The following is a 14,663-nucleotide window of genomic DNA, read 5'->3' as shown; positions in this document are numbered from 1 at the left end:
TTTCTCAATTAACTAAAACTTTTCAATGCAAGGGGTGGGCTTCAACTAGTGCAGCCCACCCGCAAAATCACTCCCCGCCCGACAAGCGCTTTAGATCGTCAGCTTCGGCGGATGCCTCGCGCAGCACCACTTCAATCTCGGCTTCACCACGGATAACCTCGGCGTTAACGATACAACGTTCGACGTCGGGCCGCGACGGTAGATCAAACATGGTGCGGCGCAAAACATGCTCCATGATACCGCGTAAGCCGCGCGCACCGGTGTTGCGGGTGATGGCTTTTTCGGCGATTTCCGTCAGGGCATCTGTAGTAAATTCCAATTCAACGTCATCGAAGGCAAACAGATGTTGGTATTGTTTGACCAACGCGTTTTTCGGTTGGGTCAACACTTGAATCAATGCATCCACGTCCAAAGGCTCCAATGGCGCCAGCACCGGGAAACGACCGATAAACTCCGGGATCAACCCAAAGCGTTTCAAATCGTCCGGCTGGGTGGCATTCAACATCGCTTCCAACGTTGGCTTGTCGTCGGGATTGCTGACTTCGGCATGAAAACCGATGGCAGTTTTCGGCGGCAACAGGCGTTTTTCGACATGTTTTTCCAAACCCGGAAACGCGCCACCGGCAATGAACAAAATATTGCTGGTATCGACCATCACTGAGTCATTGCCACTGTGATCTTTACGCCTGCCCTTGGCGGAGACTTTAACTTGCGAGCCCTCCACCAGCCGCAGCAAGGCTTGCTGCACGCCTTCGCCGGAGACGTCGCGGGTGCCAAAGGCTTGTTCCGGACTGCGGGCAATTTTGTCCACTTCATCGATATAGACCATACCCCACTCCGCCTTGCTGATCTGGCCGTCGGCCACGTCCAGCAAGCGCACCAGGATATTTTCCACGTCGTCGCCGACATAACCGGCCTGGGTCAGCGTGGTAGCATCAGCCACAGCAAACGGCACGCCGACGATCTTGGCCAAGGTGCTCGCCAATAAGGTTTTGCCGGTGCCGGACGGGCCTATCATCAGAATATTGGATTTACCGATTTCCACACTCTCATCGGATTCGCCTAACCCCCCGGTTTTGCGGGCGACATTTTTCAGGCGTTTGTAGTGGTTATACACCGCTACCGATAGTATCTCTTTTGCCAGGTCCTGACCGATCACGTATTGATCGAGCATGGCTTTCATTTCCGCCGGTTTAGGCAACGGCCCTTGCATATCGGCCAATTCTTTTTTCTTGCCCCAGCTGGATACCACCTGGCTTGCCAACATCACGCAAGCTTCGCAGATATAACCTTCCGTACCGGCAATCATCGGCACGGATGCCGACGCTTCGATACCGCAAAACGAACAATGCTTGGGTTCTTTTACCATGTTAGGCACTCCTGTTGACTGCGGGCAGAGTGGCCAGCCACGTACGCTGGCAATTTCTGCGGTAACGATCCTGCATGATCTGCTGAATCTTCGGTGTCGCTTTTTTCAAGGACATAGTCTCGGCGAGGATGATTTTCATACACTGAATCACGTGAAAACCCATCTCGGTTTCCACTACCTCGCTAATGGCGTCTTCTTTCAAACTAAACAATACCTCATCCAGCTCCGGAAACAAGGTACCTTTAACCACAGCACCCACTTCGCCGCCCTGCACCGCCGTCGGACATTCCGAATACTTCAGCGCCAGATCCACAAATTTATGCGGTTTGCGCTTCAGAGTACCGGCAATCTCGTTAATCCGCTGCCAAGCCGCCTCGCGAGTATTGTCCGGGTAATCAGGATTGATGCTAATCAAAATATGCCTAGCTTGACGTTGCTCGGGTTTGTGAAATTTTTCCGGATGCGAGTGGTAGAAAATGCCGATTTCGACTTCGTTAACCTTAGGGGATCGCGCGGCCACTCTATCCATCACCGCATCGACCTTACACTGCCGATACAAAGCCGCTTTCAACAAATCAATATCTAAACCGTTGGCGTTCAGTGCCGCTAAAAATGCATCTTCGTCTTCGAAACGGGCGCGCACTTCCTGATAAGCTCTATCCAGCTCCGTATCGGAAATCACCACGCCAGTCGCTTCAGCCGAATTTAATACTCGGCCTTCGATTTCGTATTCGTTTTTAGCTTGCACTTCCACCTGGCGCAACTGCGGTTGCTCCAATTCGGCCGGTGCCTTTTGGAATAGGCTCAAGGCCGCCCGCAGCAGGGTGTAAGGCTCTATTGAAGTCTGGCTGGTCATTATTCCTCCGGTTCTTTAAACGTGGCCGGATCCGCCGGCTCCAGCACACTTTCAGGTACTTGCATGGTTCTACCTGGAAAGCGTACGTGGTAGAGCAGGGGGGCGGAATCTCGCAATACTTTCAAGATTTCACCTTGAGTACCGGCAGGGTAGCTGCCTTCTTGCGTCGGTATGTCGATAGTACAGACCACCTGATCGCGGAACTCGAAACGGCTCGGGTTCCAAGGCGCGTCAGCCGAAATGAGTTCTTCAGCCCGACAACCGACCATGCGTCCCGCATCCATAAAATGCACGGTGTAGATCACTTGATCCTGCAAGAAAGTGCCGACCTCTATAACGTTGCCAACACTGCCGCGGCGTAAGAGAAAATCGCCAACATCCATGCCCGGATAAGTACCATCATTGCGAACGTTTCGTGTCAGCCTAACCCGCTCGCCGAACTCGAATCGCTCTTCGTCGAAACGTTCTTCTATCATGTCTTAATGTCACCTAGTGAAACAAACACGGTTTGCGGTTCCATCATCTTGAAGACCTTAAATACTTTTTCGGTCTGTGCATCGGAACCCACAAAGTCGCTGTAAGCGCGAAGCAGCAGCTTTTTGTAAACTTCCCGTAATGCATCGTCGTCTTCCGGCATGTTTTCACCGGCTTGACTCAGATAATTGTGGAAACGTTGCAGGATATGTAGCCGGTTGACGTGGACGACGGTGGTATCGTATTCCAGCTCGAAATACCGCAGAAAATCTTCCGCAGCTTCCAGCTCTTCCATATCTTCTTCTAAACTCATCGTCATTACCTCATCATCAGGTGATCGAGATTGGCAGGTTGTTCTCCCAATGCGTACACCACTAATAAAACCACCAGCATTACCGCTGTTTGGGCCAAAAATGGATCGGATTTTTGTTTCTTCATCATGGCGATCACCTTTAGGTTAATTGCGCGGAACAACAAACATCACTTATCTTTTGCATCTGTTTAATGGGCGATGCCTACCCGAAAGCTTCCGGCATCCGGAAAATTCCCTCTGCCGCTTCCTGACGACGCACGACCAGCTCCAACAAACCTCGTGCCCCAATCCGGTCTTTGTCATCCAATGACACCAATTTCTCGAAAATTGCCCGGCTCAACTCCAGGTTTTCCAAACGCATGTTCAAAAAACCAATCGACTTCAGAGTGAACAGATATAGTCTGATCCGGGTCAGCAAGTCTTTTGGTGCCTCGCTAATGTGTTCTCTTTCCAACTCCCGCCAATCTTCCGGAAAGTTGATACCCGGCCGGATTAGCGTCAACGCTCTTTCAGAAATCAATAAAGCGTCCGTCATTCGATGCTGGTAGTAATAAAACCGATTCAGCGACACCAGTACATTCAAGGATTCCGGTGCGCGTAAATAAGCTTGTAACAACGGTAATTCCGCTTCGCCGCTAGCGTAAAGCTCGGAGGCGTATTGGATCAAGTCCTCAACTTCCTGGCTGTCGGCTTTCTCGTAGTAGAGATCCTTGGCGTCGAATTGCAATAAATCCATTTCCATCACTTGCCACCCGCCGCTTGTTTCAGTATCACGACTTCCTCGCCGTGGCAGACACCTTCTGCTTCGCAACTGCCGCAGGTTTCCTCGGCGACGACAAAGCGTTTTTGGTTGTTTTCCAGCTCGTCAAGACGATCCACTAAACAGCTCAGAGCTTTGCCGACCGGATCAGGTACTAAATGATGGTCCAGATCGATGCCGCGCGGATCTTGGATTTTCAAGCCTTTTTGCTGAATGATCCGACCGGGAATCCCAATAACGGTACAGCAAGGCGGCACGTCTTTTATCACCACAGAATTGGCGCCAACCCGAACGTTATCGCCCAAGGTAATCGCGCCGAGTATCTTGGCTCCGGCACCGATCAGTACATTGTTGCCCAATGTAGGATGGCGTTTTTCCTTGTTCCAGGTAGTACCGCCCAGGGTCACGCCGTGATACATAGTCACGTCGTTACCAATCTCGGCAGTTTCGCCGATCACAACGCCAGCGCCGTGATCGATAAAAAAGCGTTTGCCTATGGTGGCGCCCGGATGAATATCGACATTGGTCATCCAGCGAGCAAATGCCGCCAATAAGCGCGCCGTCAATTTCCAATCCGCATGCCACAAGCGATTGGTTACCCGATGCAGCAATACTGCATGTACGCCGGGATAGGCCAATAACACTTCCGGTAAGCCGCGTGCTGCTGGGTCTCGGGCAAACACGCAAGCCACATCGTCGCGCCAGTCTTGCCAGAGTCCGGATGCAACGCTTGGACGCGACGGCGAGAAGAACATCATTTTGCTAAGCTCCACGTGGTTTTGCCGGGCATAGGCACACCAGGCACCCGGAAAAACGTACCGGGATAACGATCGTCCTGCAGTTCGTGCTGAGCCGAATTGTGCTGTGGTACGTCGACTTTGGCGGTGCTAGGCACGGCTGGTTTTTGACGATTGCTACTCATCTGACACCTCGTTATAGGCTGTGTAAAAATTGATTTAAATCGGTCGATTGCGGTGCGCGTTTATGCAAACTGACAAACTCACGAATCAGGGGTAGCAGGCGGCCGGCCTGCCAACGGTTAATTTGGATACCCAACTGCTTGTAGGCATGCACCACACCTTGACTGCCGGAATGCTTACCCAACACCAGTTGGTGGCTACGACCAACCAAGGCAGGATCGACACCTTGATAATTGTTGGGATCTTTCAGCAAACCGTCGACATGGATCCCGGCTTCGTGGCTGAACACATCGCGGCCGATCAGACTTTTACGGCTGCCTATCGTGTCGCCGGAAGCCGTCGCAACCTGACGCGACAGTACGGGGAAATTACGCAAGTCCACACCGGTTTCGAAGCCGTACAACTGTTTCAAGCCAACCACCACTTCTTCCAGCGCCGCGTTGCCGGCCCGCTCGCCCAAACCGTTGACGGTGGTGTTGACGTGGGTTGCACCAGCATATGCCGCAGCCAAGGTATTGGCGGTTGCCAAACCCAAATCGTCATGGGCGTGCATCTCGATGTCCATGTCGGTCACGATGCGCAGTTTGCGAATCGCTTCAAATACGCCGAACGGTTCCATGATGCCGACTGTATCGGCAAAGCGAATCCGGCATGCGCCGGCCGCTTGGGCGGCTTCGGCCATTTGCGCCAGAAAATCGCTATCGGCGCGGGAAGCATCCTCGGCACCGACACACACCCGCATACCGTCATCGATTGCTGTCTTCACACAGCGTTCGATGGTACTAAGCACCCAGGCCCGGCTTTGTTTCAGCTTGTGTTGGATATGTTGGTCTGACGCGGAAATCGATAAATCCACCGTGCGGACACCCAAACCCAGGCAGTGTTGCAAATCTTCTTCGCGCATCCTGGACCACACTAATAAATTGCTGGGCAACTTTAATTCAGCGATGGCTTTGATCTCACTCCGTTCCTGCGCGCCCATGGCCGGAATACCGATTTCCAACTCAGGCACGCCCAATGCGGACAGCTGCCTAGCTATAGCCAGCTTTTCCTCCAGCGAGAACACCACGCCGGCCGATTGTTCGCCGTCGCGTAGAGTGGTGTCGTCGATGACGATGGTGCGGGAGTTGCTTTTCATGGTGAGACCTTGAGTCGCAAAGTTAAATATTTGAAAACCGGTGCGTGAATAACGCCTTCTATAGGACTAATGCAAAAGACTTGCCAACTGGAAAAGTATCGGAATTTATGGCCTGGCGGGAGGTATTGGCAGGATGTCTACAAGACAACATCGGGAGAGAAAGACCAATTGTCGCAAACACGACAATCGATTTAGGTCGATCACATTCAGAGTATCGACGGACTAGTAAATACCGACAAAGCGCAGAACTGCTTAGCACTTGCTGCTAAGACTTATCCAAAGTTAGTCATGAGCATTGAAGATTTAGCAAATATTGCGTCGCGGAAACAGTGTCGACTTTATTTACACAAACTGGCTTTTCACAATATCCAAGCTCGGGAATTCGACAGAAAAACACTCACAACCAATTGAATTAAATTGTAAATAAAAAAGTGACTCGATTTTTGCTTAGCTGTTTTGTGAACCACAAATAGTGTCTACGGCGTGCAGTTTGTCGGATTGCAGAAAATCGCTAGGCGTATATAAACAAAGATTGCAGGAGCTTTAAATGTTTTCCAAAAAAATTTATACCTTAATTTTGCTTGCCGCCGCATTTGACTCTCAAGCGGCCACGATTAATTTCGACGCGTTACAGCCCTTTAACAACTATGATCCAATTCCTGCGGCATACGCCTCTACAGCAGACGTGACGGTATCATATTCAAGTTTGAATCTGGACGGTACCGTGGCATATTCGGATGTTTTGTTGTGGAATGCCGGATACGCAGACCTCAATACCGCAGCGTTTGCCCATACCAGCGGTTTACTGCTAAGCATCAAATTGACGGCGGTTAATCCAAGTCAATCAGTAAACCTCAGCAGTTTCGATGTCGCTGCATATCCAACAGGATCCGTAGGCACTACATTGGCCGCCACCAATTTTAGAGTGGTCGATGGCGATGATTTTTCCAATGTATTAGTCGATTACGCTCCCTACGCGGCTTCTCGTTTCGCTGCGCAGACTTTTTCACCCAATCTGACCGCGCACTCACTAAATATTATATTGGGAACCGACTGGAACCTTGGCGTTAACAACATCAACTTTAATGTTGCCGCCGTTCCTTTACCGGGCGCCGTATGGCTGTTCGGTACCGCGTTAGCGGGTCTGGGTCTTACCAGAAAAGTCCGGAAAGCTTGATCAAATAGCTCATCCACATCCGGAAAAGGCGGTTAAACAACCGCCTTTTTTTTGCCTCCGAGAAAGCTTAGCCTCGGAACTTAACACGTCCCCGTAACGTTTAGATACCGTTCGTATTGGATCTATACTTCCTGCCTTTTCAGAGCCAGCCAGTGTTATGAATTCATCTCAAATCAAATGACTTGCCGTGCTTTCGTTATTTGCCATTATAGGGTTCTGACCCTTTTCACCGGGCTGCTTGATAGGCGTGTATGTGCTTGCGATGCGGCCGCGCTGGTTTAAGACCTTAATCGAGAACATATATGCCAACCCAATCGCACCCGCCTCGGCATTTTCTACCTATTCAGCCGGACAAAGCAGGCAAAGCAGAATCAAATGCTTTTTAAGCCTATTGAGATTATTCATTATCGATATTGCGCCGATACCGGTGACTCCGGTTATCGCTTTTGGAATTATCCTAAGCACACCGCAGGTTTTTACCGGATGGTGGGAAGGATTTATGACGGGATTTACATAAGTCGCTCCCGCAAAAGCAGGAGCGACGATTTGCTAAAAACTTCTTAAGCGTAAGTCGGCTGAAATGCCTGCTCAGGATCGGCAACCGGACAATTGTTTACGCTATCCCAATAAGGCGACAGTTTGCGCAAGGTTGCCACGATGCCAGGCATCACTTTCAGTACTTCGTCCACTTCGCTCATATTGTTATAGCGAGAGAACGAGAAACGGATAGTGCCGTGCGCAGCAGTGTATGGTATATCCATAGCCCGCATCACATGCGAAGGCTCCAACGAGCCTGAGGTACATGCCGAACCGCTGGATGCTGCGATACCTGCTTTGTTCAGCAGCATCAATATCGCTTCGCCTTCGATATATTCAAATGCGATGTCCGTGGTGTTAGGCAAGCGGTTGTTCAAATCACCGGTGATAAAGCAATGCGGGACGACTTCCGTAATACCTTGCTCTAGCCGATCGCGCATGGCTTTAACTTGCACGTTTTCATATTCCATGTGCTCTATCGCCAATTCGCAGGCTTTGCCCAAACCGACTATAGAAGCAGTATTTTCAGTACCAGCCCGGCGACCGCGCTCTTGATGACCGCCGCGTAGTAATGGGCGATAGCGGGTACCACGGCGCAGATACAACACACCAATACCTTTAGGTGCGTGCAGTTTGTGTCCGGAAATAGACAACATATCGATCTTGGTGTCTTGCAACATCATCGGAATTTTACCGACCGCCTGCACAGCGTCGGTATGGAACATCACGCCGGCGGCATTGGCCATCTCAGCCATTTCCACAACCGGAAAAATAGTGCCGGTTTCGTTGTTGGCCCACATCACCGACACGATTGCCACTTCTTCCGATAACAGATTTTTGTAGGCTTCCAGGTTTAAGCGACCGCACTTGTCCACCGGCATCCGATGAATGGTGTAGCCTTCTTTCTCCAGGTTTTCGCACAAGGCCAGAACCGCGGGATGCTCCACTGAGGTGGTAATAATTTCCTTGCGATTGGGCTGGGCCTTAATGGCTGACAAGATCGCAGTAGAATCAGACTCGGTACCGCAAGAGGTGAAAATGATTTCCGAATCATGCTCGGCGCCGATCAGCTCTTGCACCTGCGAACGGGCTTTTTTGATCGCTTTGGCCACACCGTCAGCAAAGCGATGGATCGATGAAGGATTACCGAACTGCTCGGTAAAATACGGAATCATCACATCCACTACCGCGCTGTCCACTTTAGTGGTCGCGTTATTATCCAGATAAATATCAGGCATGAGTAGCCTCCTCTATGGTGACCAGTTTCGGCATTTGCGAGGCAGGAACGACTTTGATGAATTCGCCCATCACTTCCATTAAACGCTGTTGGATACCGGCGATAGTCATCGCCGACATTTGACAACCGTTGCAAGCGCCGGTCATATTGACGTAAGCGGTTTTATCGACCACTTCCACCAACTCGACGTCGCCGCCGTCGGCCATCAATTGCGGACGGAAGGACATGATCACTTCCTCGATTTTCTTGATGCGTTGCAGATTGGTCATTGGTCCCTTGGCAACCACCGGTTCCGGTTTCGCGACCGGCGCAGCGCTTGGATCGAAAGTTTCGCCGCGTTCTTTCAAGACTTTTTCCAGAATCGCTTCGATGTCTTCATGACAGGCCGCACAACCGCCGCCGGCTTTAGTGTAGTTGGTGACATCTTCAACGGTGCGCAGTTTATTGGCCCACACCATTTCTTCGATCATCACGGCATCAATGGCGAAGCATTTGCAGACCAACGCACCTTCTTCGTGATCGTCTTTCCACTCTTCACCACGATAGTTTGCGATCGCCGCTTGCAATGCTTCCCGGCCCATCACTGAGCAATGCATTTTTTCCGGCGGCAGGCCGTCCAATTCAGCAGCGATCTCTTGATTGGTCACTTTCAGGGCTTCGTCTAAAGTCAGACCTTTAATGATCTCGGTCAATACCGAAGATGAGGCAATCGCTGAACCGCAACCAAAGGTTTGGAATCCGGCATCTTCGATCACTTCGGTGTCGTCATTGACTTTTAAAGTCAGACGCAGTGCGTCGCCGCAACTGATGGAACCCACTTCGCCAATGGCGTTAGCGTCGACTACCGCACCGGCATTTTTTGGGTTGAAAAAATGATCTTTTACTTTATCTGAATAATCCCACATAGCTATTTCCTCGAATTCTTAAGAACAGGTTTTTGGTGCACCACCGCTCTCGCCGGTGGTAAACGATGATCCGCAGGCACAGCTTTTAACCGCGTTGGGATTGGTAAATTTAAAGCCGGAACCTTCCAGGCTGTCGACAAAATCAATGGACATGCCATCCAGGCTTGGCAAACTCAGTGGGTCTATAAACACTTTGACCGCGCCACAATCTACGATTGTGTCGTCTTGATTTTCTTTTGCTTCCAACTTCATGCCATAAGACAAGCCGGAACACCCGCCATCGGTCACTTCGATGCGCAGCCCACCGGTTGGCTTGTCGGAACTGCTGATAAAACGGCCCACGGCTTGAATGGCGCTTTCGGTTAATGTAATCATCTTTAAGTCTCCTGAACGGGTTTGGCATTGATTTTGTAAACAGATAAAGCAACCAGCATGCCATACGCGAAAATTTCGGCTAAGCCACTGAAATTGCTTACTCGCCGGCAGATGGCCAACCTCAATCGGCACGCCGTTTCACAACAAACCGAGAGCCTTTGTCGGCTTTGCTACAAAACTCTCACAGGAGCACAGCATGAACGTAGAAGATTTAGATTTGGGCGATGTAGTGTATGCCGCGCATACCATTGTTGACGACGGCAGCATGCCTGAAAGCGAAGAAGGCGCCGTACTGGCATTGGAAGGTGCTCGCGGCGTCATCGTCATGAAAGGCCATGTCGAAGAAGACCCGGCCCTCACTGTCTTTTTAGTACGCTTCGAAGATCAAGAGCTGAATTTGGGTAAGCCAATAGGCTGCTGGACCGAAGATTTAATCTTACCCGAACAGGAATTGGTTACCCATTAGCCAAGTACCGGCCAGGGTTAAAGGGTGGTTTTGCCGCCATTCCGCACGCCTCGGCAAAAATTCCGCTATAACCCAGGGCAAGCGGCGTCTTGCTTTGGGAGATTCCTCCGCTATGCGTGAAAGCCTTGCGCCAGAACCGCCCATGCTCCGCTCAGCCGGGCCCTGCTTATTAATTGGGAAGGAATAGGCGCCGTCAAAGGTTTCTATGCACCCAGCCATAGCGTGTGCTTGAATGAATTAAATACTCACCTTACTTAAGGCCAGCCAATGTCCACTGCTTCTGAGTCCGTGATCCAATACCACAACCGCACCAAACACCAACTGAACGCCTACGCCAAAGGCCCGGAATCGCTGGATTGGGACGACCAACCCAATCCATTCCGACGCTTTGGCGGCTGCGAAACGGTGAAGTTGCCCTTGCCCGGTGCCGATCTCAGTCATTCGTTTGCCGATTTAGATAAACCGGAGCGAATCGATCCTCGGCCATTAAACCCGGCCAATCTGGGCCTGCTGCTGGAATTGTCTTTCGGTTTGTCGGCCTGGAAGCAATTTGGTCCGGACCGCTGGCCCTTGCGCTGCAACCCATCCAGCGGCAATTTGCATCCCACCGAAGCGTATTTGCTTTGTACCGATCCGGATTTATTACCAGCTGGCGTGTATCACTACGTTAGTCACGATCATCATCTGGAACGCCGCAGCCGGTTTACTGCGGATACGGCAGCTAAGGAAGTTTACATAGGCCTGTCATCCGTCCATTGGCGGGAAGCCTGGAAATACGGCGAACGAGCCTTCCGCTATTGTCAGCACGACATCGGCCATGCGCTGGCGGGCTTGAGTTACGCCGCCGCAGGCCTGGGCTGGTCGATTGAACTACTGAGCGAGACTTCCGATACCGACATCGCCGCCTGGCTAGGGCTGGACCGCAGCGACGATTTTGTCGCTACCGAACACGAAACTCCGGATGTATTCTGCCGTCTGCATGCAATGCCAGGCATCGAAGAGGATTTATCTACGTTACATTTGCCAGGACTAAGCCAATCCGCCGAATGGTTCGGCAAAGCCGAACGTTTGAGCGGCCGGCATTTTTACCGCTGGCCGATTATCGACGAAGTCTCAGCGCATGCGGTAAAACCCGCCACCGCCGCAGAACGCCCGACACTGCCAAGTCTGGCCTTGCCACAACCCAGCCAAAATCTCCCGGCCAGCACAATAATTCGTCAACGCCGCAGTGCCCAGCACTTTAATGGCAAATCGCCGGATCTACCCTTGGCGGATTTTCACCGGATGCTGGCCGCGTTGCTGCCCAATGCCAAACCGCCGTTTAGCGCCTGGAATTGGTCGGCTCAGATCAATATTGTGTTATTCGTACATCGGGTAGACGGCCTGGAACCTGGTTTGTATTTACTGCCACGCAGCGCCGATGCCGCATCCGAGCTAAAGGCTGTTTGTTCCACCGACTACGTATGGCAAACGGTGGAAGCACCGTTCGAATTTTATCGGCTGACGGCCGGCAACGTAAGGCAAGCCGCAAAAACCCTGTCCTGTCACCAACCCATCGCCAGCGACAGTGCGTTTAGCTTAGGGATGTTGGCGCGCTTTGCCGACAATGTGGAAGCCGAAGCTTGGCGCTATCGTCGGCTATTCTGGGAAAGCGGCCTGCTGGGACAGATTTTATACCTGGAAGCGGAAGCCGCCGGCGTGCGCGGCACCGGCATCGGCTGTTTCTTCGACGATGCGGTACACGGCGTATTGGGATTAAAAGATAACGGCTGGCAAAGTCTGTATCACTTTACCATCGGCGAACCGCTGGAAGACAATCGCCTGCAAACTTTTCCGGCTTATGCGCATTTGAGTTAATCGGCGGCGAGCGCCCGCCAAACAGGGAGTTTGGCGGGCGCGTTAGACCAGTTGAAATATTTACGAAACAATCCCGCCAACAACGTTTAGAATCATGGCTTTATCCTTGCGAACACCTAAAGGCCAGCCATGAGTTTTAAATCCAACTTGATCCGTTTTGTCATCAAATTAACCCCCAACGCGCTGATCATTTGGGGTGCCAACATCATCATGAAAGGCATTGCCGAGTTGACCCAGTTCAACTTCGACCTGGACGCCCGCAAAGTGTATGTGCAGACCCGGCTTTACGGCGAGGAACACACCATAGAAGTTACCTTGGAAGATTTTGCGGTATTCAACGACGGCGAGTCCTATCGCTTCATCATTCACCGCGCCAACTCGGACCGGCTTTGGTTGAACAACATCCTGGCTAAATTTACCGGCAAAGCCTGGAAAATCCCAACCCTGCCGCTGTTTGCCGCACAATTGGAACTGGTTGCCGAGGTATTTAGCGCTAAGCCGGTAGTGTTAGAACAAATTGATTGATCGGGCCCGCTGCAGGTGGTTCGATACAGAATATAGAAAACATACGTTTGACCCAATAAATCAATTTGTTGCCTTTTTGGATGAAACAATTAGGCACAAATTTCGCCTGTATCTAAAGTAGATAGCGAACGATTACTCTGTCGAGATAACAGGGTTGTGGCTAGTCATTGATGATATACAGAAGGGAAAATCATATGCTGATCAATAAATTATCTTGTCGAAAGTCATTTTTCGGTGGATATACAGAACTTTCTAATTACTAGTTACGCATCTGATACACGATGAGAATCCCGCACGATATTGAGGCCGAAATTTACTTCCTTAAGCCCGAAGAAGGAGGGCGAAGTACTCCCGCCTTTAACGACTATCGCCCTCAGTTTTATTATGAGGGGCACGATTGGGATGCTAGGCATGTTTACCCTGATGTCAATCAAGTCAATCCTGGTGATACCGTCAGAGCCTATTTGGGTTTCCTCAGCCCTGCAGAACATTGGGGGAAACTTTATCCCAACATGAAGTTTGAAATTAGAGAAGGCGCACGTATCGTCGGCCGAGGGAAAATTACTCAAATTCTTGAACTTGAAGTGTCAGCAAATCGTGCGAAGAAAACAAATGCATAACACTGCGCTCAAAGGGGCGCTCCGCTTCGCTGCGCGCCCCTTAGCCTCACGTTAGGCATTGAATATGGCAACATCTCAAGCCACGATAGATTTTCTATTAGACCAGCTCGCGGGTTTAGCCAATGTGAGCACGAAGAAAATGTTTGGGGAGTATTGCCTTTATTTGGCAGGCAAACCCGTTGCATTGGTCTGCGATGACCAGTTGTATCTCAAACCAACAAACGCAGGCCACAGCATGGTGCGGCAAACAATAGAAAGGGCACCATACCCTGGTGCAAAACCTCATATACTCATCACTGCCGATCTATGGGAAGACCGAGACTGGTTCAGTCAGTTAATTCAGGCAACAGATAATGAACTTCCGTTACCAAAGCCCAAAAAGAAAAATGCCTAACTTATCCATCAAGCGGAACGCTGCTCTGAAGCGCACGGCCCCTTATGAAATACGTTAAGCACAGATAGCCGTGCGTCACTACTGGTAGACGTGATGAATTTAAAATCTCATTGTATTTTTGAATGTGCCAGCACAGAAAGGGCCGTCGGGCGGATAAGCGGAGCGCCATCGCCGCCTTTGCTCCAACTGCTCGATGCATGACGCTATCGCTTATGCATCCTAAAGACTGAGGGAGATCATGTGGCAGTTAATGAACAGGTAGGGATCATTGAAATTGCTTCGTCATCTGTCGCCTTCTGGCCGTTGGCTACCGATGAACAGCTTAACTCATCTATCTTTCACCTCATCCAGAAATACCCGCTGAGCGCTTAACTATTTAGCAAGTATCCGTCATTGCTGCCGGTGATGTCCGTAATTTGCATTTCTCCAATAGCGGGAATGAGAAAAGCATCGGCCCCTTCAAGGCCATGGGCAACAGTCCACGAGCGACCAAGGCGACGCAATCCAATTGCCACTGACGGGCTTCGGCCAAACTGTGAGTGGGTATTCTCAGAAGCTAATATTTTCCTGTTTGCCAAATAATCGTTGACGCAAGCGCCAAATTTTCCGCCGATTATTGATAAGCGGTGTTCTTGACCTTCAAGTTTTGCAATTTGACTTAGCTAAGCGCCATAAGCCCCTCCGTCAATTTGTACCCATGACACAGTTTCATTTTGGGCACAATTTCAGGTGGATTTGAC

General features: G+C 50.8%; 19 protein-coding genes. 7 read left to right on the top strand and 12 right to left on the bottom strand.

Features of this window, described 5'->3' with window-relative positions; translation table 11 throughout:
• Positions 1–67 precede the first annotated feature (67 nt).
• From clpX to nifV, 9 genes are all read right to left on the bottom strand, one after another.
• Positions 68–1,369, bottom strand: a complete 1,302-nt coding sequence (clpX, locus tag EBA_RS02480; protein WP_192372918.1) for an ATP-dependent Clp protease ATP-binding subunit ClpX — start codon at positions 1,367–1,369, stop codon at positions 68–70.
• A 1-nt stretch (position 1,370) separates the two neighbouring features.
• Positions 1,371–2,225, bottom strand: a complete 855-nt coding sequence (nifM, locus tag EBA_RS02475) for a nitrogen fixation protein NifM (protein WP_192372916.1) — start codon at positions 2,223–2,225, stop codon at positions 1,371–1,373.
• Positions 2,225–2,701, bottom strand: coding sequence for a nitrogen fixation protein NifZ (locus tag EBA_RS02470; protein WP_192372913.1), 477 nt, complete (start codon positions 2,699–2,701; stop codon positions 2,225–2,227). The genes nifM and EBA_RS02470 overlap by 1 nt, the downstream gene beginning before the upstream one ends.
• Positions 2,698–3,012, bottom strand: coding sequence for a nitrogenase-stabilizing/protective protein NifW (gene nifW, locus EBA_RS02465; protein ID WP_192372911.1), 315 nt, complete (start codon positions 3,010–3,012; stop codon positions 2,698–2,700). The genes EBA_RS02470 and nifW overlap by 4 nt, the downstream gene beginning before the upstream one ends.
• Before the next feature lie 5 nt (positions 3,013–3,017).
• The gene (locus tag EBA_RS24515; protein WP_256438917.1) at positions 3,018–3,140 is read right to left on the bottom strand and encodes a hypothetical protein; all 123 of its coding nucleotides are present in this window, start codon (positions 3,138–3,140) and stop codon (positions 3,018–3,020) included.
• A 74-nt stretch (positions 3,141–3,214) separates the two neighbouring features.
• On the bottom strand, positions 3,215–3,754 hold the full coding sequence (locus EBA_RS02460; protein WP_324615321.1) for a hypothetical protein: 540 nt from the start codon (positions 3,752–3,754) through the stop codon (positions 3,215–3,217).
• Positions 3,754–4,530 carry a serine O-acetyltransferase gene (gene cysE, locus EBA_RS02455; protein WP_192372909.1) on the bottom strand — a complete coding sequence of 259 codons (777 nt, stop codon included), beginning with the start codon at positions 4,528–4,530 and terminating at the stop codon, positions 3,754–3,756. Before cysE ends, EBA_RS02460 begins: the two co-directional genes overlap by 1 nt.
• Positions 4,527–4,694, bottom strand: a complete 168-nt coding sequence (locus EBA_RS02450) for a hypothetical protein (protein WP_192372907.1) — start codon at positions 4,692–4,694, stop codon at positions 4,527–4,529. Before EBA_RS02450 ends, cysE begins: the two co-directional genes overlap by 4 nt.
• An 11-nt stretch (positions 4,695–4,705) precedes the next feature.
• Positions 4,706–5,830, bottom strand: coding sequence for a homocitrate synthase (nifV, locus tag EBA_RS02445; protein WP_192372905.1), 1,125 nt, complete (start codon positions 5,828–5,830; stop codon positions 4,706–4,708).
• Positions 5,831–6,377: 547 nt separating this feature from the next.
• On the opposite strand from nifV, the gene EBA_RS02440 reads away from it, so the two are divergent.
• Positions 6,378–7,007, top strand: a complete 630-nt coding sequence (locus EBA_RS02440; RefSeq protein ID WP_192372903.1) for a PEP-CTERM sorting domain-containing protein — start codon at positions 6,378–6,380, stop codon at positions 7,005–7,007.
• Between the two features lie 560 nt (positions 7,008–7,567).
• Here the strand turns inward: EBA_RS02440 and nifS are convergent.
• Genes nifS through EBA_RS02425 form a run of 3 tightly spaced genes read right to left on the bottom strand, consistent with a single transcriptional unit; the run spans position 7,568 to position 10,061 of the window.
• Positions 7,568–8,782: a cysteine desulfurase NifS gene (gene nifS / locus EBA_RS02435; RefSeq protein WP_192372901.1), complete on the bottom strand. Its 1,215-nt coding sequence runs from the start codon at positions 8,780–8,782 to the stop codon at positions 7,568–7,570.
• A complete protein-coding gene (nifU, locus tag EBA_RS02430) occupies positions 8,775–9,686 on the bottom strand; it encodes a Fe-S cluster assembly protein NifU (protein ID WP_192372899.1) in 912 nt (303 codons plus the stop codon). The genes nifS and nifU overlap by 8 nt, the downstream gene beginning before the upstream one ends.
• Before the next feature lie 18 nt (positions 9,687–9,704).
• Positions 9,705–10,061, bottom strand: a complete 357-nt coding sequence (locus EBA_RS02425) for a HesB/IscA family protein (RefSeq protein ID WP_192372897.1) — start codon at positions 10,059–10,061, stop codon at positions 9,705–9,707.
• Positions 10,062–10,257: 196 nt separating this feature from the next.
• Here EBA_RS02425 and EBA_RS02420 point away from each other — a divergent pair, with 196 nt between their 5' ends.
• The 6 genes from EBA_RS02420 (at position 10,258) to EBA_RS24510 (ending at position 14,295) form a co-directional block, all read left to right on the top strand.
• Entirely contained in the window at positions 10,258–10,527 is a 270-nt protein-coding gene (locus EBA_RS02420; protein WP_192372895.1) for a nitrogen fixation protein NifZ, read from the top strand.
• Between the two features lie 267 nt (positions 10,528–10,794).
• Positions 10,795–12,384 carry a SagB/ThcOx family dehydrogenase gene (locus tag EBA_RS02415; protein WP_192372893.1) on the top strand — a complete coding sequence of 530 codons (1,590 nt, stop codon included), beginning with the start codon at positions 10,795–10,797 and terminating at the stop codon, positions 12,382–12,384.
• Between the two features lie 129 nt (positions 12,385–12,513).
• Positions 12,514–12,909 (top strand): hypothetical protein, encoded by a 396-nt coding sequence (locus EBA_RS02410; protein WP_192372891.1) that lies wholly within the window; start codon positions 12,514–12,516, stop codon positions 12,907–12,909.
• A gap of 281 nt (positions 12,910–13,190) precedes the next feature.
• Entirely contained in the window at positions 13,191–13,529 is a 339-nt protein-coding gene (locus EBA_RS02405) for an EF-Tu C-terminal domain-related protein (protein ID WP_192372889.1), read from the top strand.
• Between the two features lie 64 nt (positions 13,530–13,593).
• A complete protein-coding gene (locus tag EBA_RS02400) occupies positions 13,594–13,923 on the top strand; it encodes a TfoX/Sxy family protein (protein WP_192372887.1) in 330 nt (109 codons plus the stop codon).
• Positions 13,924–14,163: 240 nt separating this feature from the next.
• Positions 14,164–14,295: a hypothetical protein gene (locus EBA_RS24510; RefSeq protein WP_267873564.1), complete on the top strand. Its 132-nt coding sequence runs from the start codon at positions 14,164–14,166 to the stop codon at positions 14,293–14,295.
• The last annotated feature ends 368 nt before the right edge of the window (positions 14,296–14,663 follow it).

It is taken from the genome of Methylomonas albis (assembly GCF_014850955.1).
Classification (GTDB): domain Bacteria; phylum Pseudomonadota; class Gammaproteobacteria; order Methylococcales; family Methylomonadaceae; genus Methylomonas; species Methylomonas albis.
This window is presented reverse-complemented; position numbering and strand designations above follow the sequence as displayed.